Source organism: Streptomyces sp. NRRL F-5630 (genome assembly GCF_000719475.1).
Taxonomy (GTDB): Bacteria; Actinomycetota; Actinomycetes; order Streptomycetales; family Streptomycetaceae; genus Streptomyces.
The window spans coordinates 1-9,408 of record NZ_JOGO01000123.1; the positions used below are offsets into that span (position 1 = coordinate 1).

At 74.5% G+C, this 9,408-nt stretch carries 3 protein-coding genes; 1 reads left to right on the top strand and 2 read right to left on the bottom strand.

What is annotated here, in order from left to right; all coding sequences use genetic code 11:
* Positions 1 to 603, top strand: a 603-nt coding sequence (locus tag IF99_RS0129260; RefSeq protein ID WP_199806584.1) for an NPCBM/NEW2 domain-containing protein, incomplete at its 5' end; no start/stop codon positions are given.
* A 15-nt stretch (positions 604 to 618) separates the two neighbouring features.
* Here IF99_RS0129260 and IF99_RS0129265 read toward each other — a convergent pair.
* Together IF99_RS0129265 and IF99_RS0129270 are read right to left on the bottom strand one after the other, a co-directional pair.
* Complete coding sequence (locus IF99_RS0129265) at positions 619 to 4,125, bottom strand: ATP-binding protein (protein WP_107049032.1); 3,507 nt, start codon at positions 4,123 to 4,125, stop codon at positions 619 to 621.
* Positions 4,126 to 5,065: 940 nt separating this feature from the next.
* Positions 5,066 to 7,378 (bottom strand): asparagine synthase-related protein, encoded by a 2,313-nt coding sequence (locus IF99_RS0129270; RefSeq protein WP_078655338.1) that lies wholly within the window; start codon positions 7,376 to 7,378, stop codon positions 5,066 to 5,068.
* Positions 7,379 to 9,408 lie beyond the last annotated feature (2,030 nt).

Sequence of the window (9,408 nt, forward strand, 5' to 3'; positions counted from 1 at the left end):
CCCCAGCACTCCCCCACCCCCGCTCCGCCGGCTCCCTCACCGACTCCCCCGCCGCCGCCCGCCGATCCGGTGGAGTACAGCTGGAGCACGCTGCCGTACGGCCTCCTCGGGGACGGCACGGGACCGGAGATGCGGCTCGACGGAATCCCGGTGTGGCAACGGCCCGGCGGGATGTCGATCGGGGGGACGCGGTACGAGCACGGGGTGAGCGTGCGGATCCCGTCCGAGACGACGATCGACCTCAACCGCAGGTGCACGAAGTACCAGGCGTACGTGGGGCTCGACGACATGACCCTGGGCCTCGGCGCGGCCCGCTTCTCCGTCTGGGCCGACGGTGTCCGGCTGTGGCGCTCGGAGGTGCTGCGGGGTGGCGCCCCGGCGGTACCCGTACAGGTGGGGATCGCGGGACGGCGGACGGTGCGGCTGGTGGTGGAGGCGGTGGGCCCGGCGGCGGCCTCCGCCCCGGGGGGCTCTCTTGCCGGGTCGCTCACGGGTGGCGGCGACGGGGGCGGCCCGGGGCTCGGCGTCGCGCAGCGGATGTGGGGCGGTCTCGGACGGGTGGGCGTGGCGGACTGGGCGGATTCGCGGTTCACCTGCGAGTGAGCACGGGCGACGCCTTCATCCGCGCTGGTGGGACGGGGTTGCCGCAGGCCGGTCGATGAAGTCGGCCGGCTCGGCGGAGGCGGCTGCGGCGACTGCTTCGGCGTGGGCCTCGGGGCCGAGAGCGGCGCGGGTGGTCGTGGTGACGCGGGCGGCGAGGTCCGCTTCGTGGGGGCCGCGGGCGTGGGGGCCGCGCAGGCGGGTGGCGACGGTGAGGGCCTGGACGGCGGTGGTGTGGTCGCCTGTCTCCATGAGGAGCAGGGCTCCGGTTTCGAGGAGCGAGGCGGTGATGCTGCCGGAGAGGTGCGCGGAGACGGCGGCGGTGAGGGTCTCGCGCCACTGCGGGAGCGCCGCGTCGGCACCGTCGAGCGCGGCCCGTACCCGTACCTCCGTATCGGCGAAGGCGGCCATCCAGGTGGGTGGGCCGCCTATTCTGCCGTTGTCGGTCCTGAGCCGCGCGCACAGTGCCTCGGCCTCCTGGGGTGCGCCGTCCTCCAGAGCCATGCGGGCGCGGAGCAGCATCAGGAAGGCGTGCGCGTCGAGCGAGCCGGTCTCGTCGGCGACGGCTGCGGCGCGTGCCATGTGCGCCTCGGCCTGGGAACGGTCGCCGGAGTGGTGGGCGATCTCGGCGAGGCGGGCGAGGAGGAAAGGGGTCTCGGCGAAGGCGCCGACCTCCTGCGCGAGGTGCAGCGCGCCCTCGCACTCGACGCGCGCGTCGTCGTACCGTCCCTGCGCCATCGCGAGTTCCGCCCGGGCGCTGGCGACCTGCGCGCCGAGCCAGCGGTCGCCGGTGCGGGCGCACAGGTGCCGCAGTTCGCCGAGGTCCTCCTGGACGTCGGCGTTCTCGCGCGGGGCGTCCACGGTGATGTGGACGCGGAACATCAGGGCGGTCGCGAGTTCCCAGTCGGCACCGAGGCGACGGCAGCGGTCGACGGCGCCGTCGATGAGCGGGTAGGCGTCCTCTGCCGTGTCGAGGAAGAAGGGGGCGAAGGCCGCGAGGAGGCCGGGGAAGACGGTGGCCTCGGGCACGTCGGCCCCGGCGAACAGGTTGCGCAGCCCGGTCACGTAGGCGCGGGCGGCCGGAGTCAGGTTCTCGTGGTCAGGGTCGGTCTCGGAGGAGAGGAAGAGGTGGAGCATGCGCAGGTGGAGGCGGGGCCAGTAGCGCGGGTCGTCCGGCGGGACGCCGGGGCCCGGGTCGGTCGGTGCCGCCCGGCCCGTACCGCCCTCGGCGCGTCTGTGGCGAACGTGCAGGTCGCCGACGGCGGCCGGGACGCCACCGGCGAGAACCATGGTGCGCTCGGCCCACTCGGCGCCCTCGATACGGTGGTTGCGCAGCCACCAGAACCAGCCGCAGCCGAGGACGAGCGCGACCGCGTCCTCCTCTTCGCCCGCGGCGAGAGTGCGGGCGAGAGCGGCACGGATGTTGTCGAGTTCGGTCTCCAGGCGGGCGATCCAGGGCAGTTGCTCACCCGAACGGATGAGAGGTTCGGCGGTGGTGACGAGCGCGCGGTAGTACGCGGTGTGGCAGCGTCCGGCGGTGACGGCACGGTCGGCGTCCTCGGCGGCGCGCTCGGCCGCGTACTCGTGGATCGTCTCCAGCATGCGGAAGCGCATCCCCGTACCGTCCGGCTGCGGGCTCGCGACGACGAGTGACTTGTCGACGAGCGCGCCGACGAGGTGATCCGCGGGCCCCGTGCAAACGGCCTCGGCGGCGGCGAGGTCCCAGCCACCGGCGAAGACGGACAGTTCGCGCAGGGCGTCGCGCTCCTCCTCGTCGAGGAGGTCCCAGGACCAGTCGACGACGGCGCGCAGGGTCTGCTGGCGGGGCAGTACGGTGCGGCTGCCGCCGGTCAGGAGCCGGAAACGGTCGTCGAGCCGCTCGGCGAGCTGGCGGGGACCGAGAAGGCGCAGGCGCGCCGCGGCGAGTTCGATCGCGAGCGGCAGCCCGTCGAGGCGGCGGCAGATCTCGGCGACGGCCTCCGGCTCCTCGGCGACGGTGAAACCGGGGCGCACGGCGGCACCGCGTTCAGCGAAGAGCCGGACCGCCTCGGCGGCCGGCAGCGGGGCGACAGGCCATACGGCCTCGCCGGGGACACCGAGCGGTTCGCGACTCGTGGCGAGCACCGTGAGACCGGGGCAGCGCGTCAGGAGCGTCTCGGCGAGGTGCGCGGCGGCCTCGATGACGTGCTCGCAGTTGTCCAGGACGAGTAGCAGTTCACGGCCCGCGCAGTACTCGACGAGTAGTTCGACGGGATCGGTGGTGGCCACGGGCCGCTCCGGAGCGGTGCGCAACACCGTCTCGCGCACCCCGAGCGCGCTGAGGACGGCGGCGGGGACGTCCTCGGGGCGGTCGAGGGGGGCGAGTTCCGCGAGGCGGATGAGGGGGTGGGGGTGGGAGTGAGGGGCTTGGGGTGAGGTGGTTCGGGAGGTCGCGGTGTTCAAGGGGCGGTCGCCCGGGGTGGGGGTGGGGGCTTCGGTTGGGAGAGTGGCGCGGGCTTCGCGTGGGGCAGTTTCACTTGGGGCTGGGCTGGGCGCTGCGGTCGGGGTGGCCTGAGGGTCTGGGCTTGGGGTGGGTGGATTTTCGTACGGGTAGCCGAGCGCTGCTTCTTCGGCGAGGCGGGTCTTCCCCGAGCCGCCGGGGCCGGTGAGCGTGACGAGGCGGGACGCGCGCAGGGCGGCGCGGATGCTCTCGATCTCCCGGGCTCGGCCGACGAAGGAGGTGAGCCGGCGGCGAATGCCGGTGGTGGGAGCGGGCGGGGGGCTTGCAACGGGTGGGGGCGCGGCGGGTGCCGGGTCGGGAGTGGGCGTCGCGCGCAAGAGTTCCGCGTGAAGGGTGCGGAGTTCCTGGCCGGGGTCGGTTCCGAGGTGTTCGGCGAGGGTGCGGCGGAGGTCCTCGTACGCGGCGAGCGCGTCGGCGGGTCGGCCGTCCGCACGGAGGGCGCGGAGCAGGAGGCCGTGGAGGCGTTCGTCGTACGGGTGGGCCGCAGTCAGCCCGCGCAGTTCGGGTACGAGCACGGCGGCGCGCCCCGCGCCGAGGTCGGCCTCGACCCGGCGGCGTACGGCGGTATGCCGCAAGTCCTCCGCGTGCCGGGCCTCCGCGGCGGCCTCGGGCAGGTCGGCGAGCGCGGGGCCGCGCCACAGTCCGAGCGCGGTACGCAGGACTTCGGCGGCCTTCTCGTAGGAGTGCGCGTCGAGCGCGGCGGAGCCCTCGCCGAGCAGGTCCTCGAATCGGTACAGGTCGACATCGCCCCGCTCGGCGACGAGCCGGTAGCCGCCCGGACCCGAGGCGAGCGCCGCACGCCCGAGGACTCGGCGCAGCCGCCCGACGAGTGCCTGAAGCGCGGCACCGGCGTCCCGTGGCGGTTCGCCGCCCCACACCTCGTCCACGAGCGTGCCCGCGGCCACCTCGCGGCCGGGACGCAGCGCGAGAGCGGCGAGCAGCGCGCGCAGCCTGGCACCGCCGAGCGGCAGGAGAGTGCCGTCGAGGGCCTGAGCCTCGGTGGCACCGAGGATGCCGTACTTCACCTGGCCATTGTCCACGAGGGGTGCGGGCGGGAACCAATGTTCGGGGAGGCTTGGTGGGGTGGGGGTGGGGGTGGTGCGGGTGGATGCGGGCATACCCCCACCCACCCGGGGGGCTCCCCTGCATCCATTCTTTCGTGTCCGCCGCCCCACCTCCGCCCAACCGCCCACATCTGTGGATAACTCCGGCCGAAAAAATAATCGTGCCACTCGTCCGAGTGAGGAGATGTGCAGCTGGCAGCGGGCGCCGCAGACATGTGCCTATAGTGCGGGCACCGGGGCGTCCGAGGCCGCTCCGGACCTCCCGGGCGGCTCGTGGGCCCGGAGGCCGTCCGCTGTTACGGGCCCCACGTCCGGGGCCCCTTCCGCGGGCGAGCTCAGTCGCTCATCGTCAGCCGGATCGCCAGGGCTGCGATGAGACCTCCTGTCACCCTGTCCAAGAGCGCGCGTGCCCTGGGCTGGCGGAGGTGGGTGCCGTGAGTGAACCGGCGCAGCCGACCAGGATGGCGATCCACACGAGTCCGAGCGTGAGGTGCACCCACGCGAGGGGTAAGCCCATCGTGAGATGCGGCGATTCCTCCGGTATGCCGGAGGAAGGGTGGCGTCGTAGAACACGCCACCTTGGGTTGAGGAGGTTGGTCAGCAGCGCCCCGGTGCCAGCCGGCGGCAAGGGAGTCGTCCCTCCCGGCCGGGGCGTCTCGGACCGGCCTCCTCATCCCGCACTTCGTGCGCAGGGTCGCGAACATCAGGCGCGCGACCATCTACAACAGCTGCGCGACGCCCGCCCAGCGCAGGATGTCGCGAGCGAGACGGGAGGTAGTGAGCAGAACCCAACGGCGGGCCGACGAACGACAGCATTACTGCGGCGGTAAGTCCCTCGCCCCTTTGAGCCGGAGGATCGGCTGTGCCGCTGGCCGCCCCCACTCCGGCCACCAGGACGCCGTCAGCCGCTGACGGCCCCCCGGCCCGCCCCCAGCGCGCCCGCGACGCCTCGCGCCGGCGCCACCGAGCCGGTGGGTACGGCGCGCTGACGAGTAGGCGTGCCCGTCCATGAGGTGCCCCGCCGTTCCAGAAGGCGCCGCAGCCACAGTTCCGTCGCGGCGAGCTCCGCGAGGCCGTCGAGCGGTACGGGTGCGCCCTCGGCGGCCTGCCGCAGTGCCTTGCGCACCACCCGGGCCTCGATGAGGCCCGCCTCGGCGAGGAGAGGTGTGCGGAAGACATCGAGGAGGGCGTCCAGGTGGTTGCGCAAGCCGATACGGAGGGGGGCGTACGGGTCGGCCGTCGAGGGAGTGCCCCAGCCGGGCGGCAGTTCGTGAACGCCGGCACCCTCCAGGACGGCGCGCAGCACTCCGGCCCGTGCCCCGGGGCGCACCCGCAGCGCTTCGGGGAGGGCGCGGCATGCCCGTACAACCTGGTTGTCGAGGAAGGGGGCGTGGAGGCGCTGGAAGCGGATCTCGGCGGCCTGTTCGAGGACGCGCAGGTCGGCGGCGTGCCGGGCGAGGGCGGCGCGGGCTCGGAAGTCGCCGGGGCGGCGCCCGGAGCCGGGCCCCGGTCGGGCCGCCGCTTCGTGGAGGCGAACCGATACTTCCGCGAGGGCCTCGCCGGTGAGCCAGCGCGCCGCCGGACCCGGGCGGGCCCAGGCGAGTGCCGCGAGCGAGGCGCCCATGGCGCCGTCGGCCGTCTCGGGGAAGCGGCGGCGCAGGAGGAGGTCGGCGGCGTCCTCCAGCCCTTCGCGGTACGGGGTGCGAGCGAGGCGGCGCGCGGCACCGTACACCTTGCCGGGGACCATGACGGAGCCTTCGGCCTTGGTGAGTGCGGCGACCGGGCGGACGAGGTGGCGTCTGCGCCGGTCCATGAGGAGGTCGGCGAGACGGGCGGGGTGAGCGTCGAGCACTTGGCGGGCGCCGTGTCCGGTGAAGTGGTCGGCGCTGCCCGCGAGGAGCCGGGCGCGGTGACGGCCGGCGGCGACGAGCGCCGGGCCCGGTTCGTCGGTGAGCGGTACCCGGAGTTCAGCGAAGGGCAGGGTCTCGGGGCCGCCCGCGACAACGACGTGGTGCAGGCGCGGGTTGGCGGCGAGGGCTGCGGCGCGTTCGGTCTCGGGTTCGCGGCCGGGGACGACGAGGTCGTTGAAGGTGACGGCGACGAGGCGTTCGCCCGCGCCCGTGCCCTGCCCGAGCAGTGTGCCGGGCATCCCCGGCAGTCCGGCGGCGAGGAGGGCGAGGGTCGCTGAGCCGCTGCCGCCGGAGAGGTCCGCCCCGATGCCGGGCTGCGGCATCCCTCGCGCGGCGCGGCGTTCGGCGGGGCCCATGCCGGGGACGGGGCCCTGGTCGGCCTCGGTACCGGGGACGTGGCGGGGTGCGGCGAGCCTGACCCGTACCGCCTCGACGAGTGCTTCGCGCACCGCCTCGACGGCACTGTCGGCGGCGACGGGCGCGGCGGAGACGGCCAGCGAGGTCATCTGCTCGTACCCGGCGATCTCGGGGACGCCCGCGCGCATGATCAGCGCGTGGCCCGGGGGGACGCGGCGGACACCGGCGTACGGGGTGGCGTCCTGGAGGGCCTCGGGGATGTCGGGGGCGGCGAGGAGTGCTGCGAGGTAGCCGATGTCGAGGTTGGCCTCGATGAGGTCCGCGAGCGGGAGGGCGGCGGTGGCGAAGGCGGTGCCGCCTGCCCATGGGGTGTGGAAGACGGGGCGTGCGCCAGCGAGGTCGCCGACGACCATGGTGCGGCGGCCGACCTGGACGACCGCCGTGTAGCTGCCCGCCCACGCGGTGAGGTGGCGCAGCGCACCACCTTTCGCGGAGTAGAGCGCGGCGCGCAGTTGGGCGTCGGTGGCGGCGCAGGTGCCGAGGACGGCGATGCGGGTCTCGGCGTCGGCGCGTACGACGCGGAGTTCGTCAGGACGCCAGTCGCCGACGGCCCACAACGGGTCGGGGTCGCCCCACAGGAGCTGGGCGCCGACGGGCTGGATGGTGTCCTCGGCGTAGTCGTCGGCGCCGCTGTGGTCCCTGGCGTAGGTGCCGTGGGCGGCGGGTGCTTCCTGGGTGCGGCCCCTGCCGTGCTCGGCGCCGCCGCCGCGGCTGCCGTACTGGTCGAAGCCGTAGGGGTCGCCGTAGCCGTGCTCGGCTCCTGGGGTGCCGAAGGCGGTGTCCTGGGCGGCGACGGAACCGGTGGGCGGGCCGGGCGGTGCGTACGTGGCAGGGCCGGGTGTACGGCGCCGGGCCGCAGTGCTGCTCCACCCCACCAACCAGCGCATCGCCGCCTCCACAGCCTGTGGACAACCCAGTCGCGCAGGAGAGTTCCGCCGGAAGGTCCCGCCGCTTCCGCCCATGCTGCCACGAAGAAGCCCTCCTCCGGGGGGTACGGTCGCGCGTCGCGGTGTGCCCGAACCTGCGGGGTGGGGGCGGTGCGCGCACGTGCGGAGTGACACATGCGCCGGGTGAATGCGCCCCCGGCACAGACCACTTGGCCGTACTCCGCCCCCGCCCAGGGAGCGGACGGGCGAACTCCCCTGCTTGCAGCAGAGTTCGCGCCAAGAAGTGGGGAACGGATCGTCGCGGTGACCGGCTGCGGCGGCGGTTCGGGGGACGGAGCGAGGCGTTGCGGCAGTAATGGGTGGCGGTCGACGGGGCGACGGGTCGGGTGGAGGGGTACGGGAAGAGAGCGCTTCGGTGGACATCGTGCGCCACGGCGGGCGTGTGGGACCCGCTTGTCCCCGTCCGAAGGGCTGCCAGAAGAAGCGGGCGCGGGGTGGAGACCGAAGGAATTCGGCCAATTACGGTGCGAGGCAAAGCGCGTGCGGGGGCGGGTGTGACGCTCTCCGACGGGGCCCGGGACAGCGCCCGGCAGGGGCGGGGCGGGGTGTGCGTTCCCCGTTCATACGTCTTCATCGAGTGCGGAACGGGCAGCCTTCCCGGCGCTCGCGGCCCGACTTCAAGGACGTCGCACCTGGGCGACCACCGGAACCGGCCGTCACCGCACGCCCTCACACACGCCCGCCGCGCGCCCCAAAGCACCCGCCGGCCCTGGCACTCCGCATCCGGCACCCACCTGTCACCAAGCGGTCACCAGCCCGGGTGCGGAGGTCCCGGCCGGGGCCACCAGGCCGTTGCGGACGGCAAGTGGAAGGCCCGTCTGCGGCCCGTGAGGACCCGGCCGGAATGCGGGCTTGGCGGATTCCTGAGTGAAGTTGGCCAGCAATAGGCGAAGTTGGGAAGGGTTGGCAAGCTGATGGCGAGTTGGTCGCACGGTGGCGGATGGCGGACGGAAGGGGTTACGGCCCGCTGGGGGGCACGGGGTACCGCGGCGGGGCGAGTCGAGGTACCCCGGGTGGGGAGGTGAGCTGCGTGGGCGAGTCGTTCCGCTGGGGGGCGGGAACCGGTCGCGGCGGGCAGGCCAGGGGCATGTGCCCGGGAAAGTGGCGGGGCGGAGACCGCACCAGGCGGGCCGACGGCGCACGGAGATGGGGGCTACGTGGTCCCGTACCGCCTTCGCCGTGGCTTCCGTGTCCTGCGGGCGGCCGCCTCGGCCCGACTTGCTCGGCGCGCCCTGACGCGGAGGAGGGCGCGCCTCGCGGCGGAGGCGAGGCCCTGCGCGTACAGCACCCCGCGGGCCCCGATGCACCGCGCCCGGGCCGCGCCCCGCCCTGGGCAGCCCCCCGCCGCATCTCCCCAGCGGACCCCCGGCGCCACGGCCCAGCCCCGAGCCACCCCAGCCGCCCATGCACCGCCGTACCGGCTCGGGTGCCGACGTGCCCTCGTGCCGGTCCGCGCTTTGGGAAGTCCCGGGCGGTGGGCCGGCGCACCCCGGAAACGCGCGCGGTCCGGGAGGCGCCGTTCACCTCCCGGACCGGTCCGCCGTCCGCGGGGATGAGGACGGCGGTCTCCCCCGACCCGCTGTGTCACTTTCAGCGGGCCGACCCACGCCCCACCAATAAAGCCGCTGGTACGGGCCGTGTTAAGAGCGCACGACCGGGCGCACGGTGCCATGAACGGAGCGTGCGAGAAAGAGGTGAGGGCACGGGGCGTCGACGGGGGCGGACAGGGAACAGCCCGCAACCGACGACCCGCACGGAGCGCTCCCATCGGCCGTCCCTGGCGTTGACCGAGCCCGCCGGGCGCCCGGCGCTCCCGAACGACGCGCATCTCCGCACAGGGGAAGATCCAGCCCCCACACGGAGACGGCCCCACCCCGTACACCCACCGAAGCAGCCCTCGCCCGCCAGCGCGCCCCACCCCGTACCGCCGCCAGCTCGCCCCGCCCCGAAGCCTCCCACCGGAGCAGCCC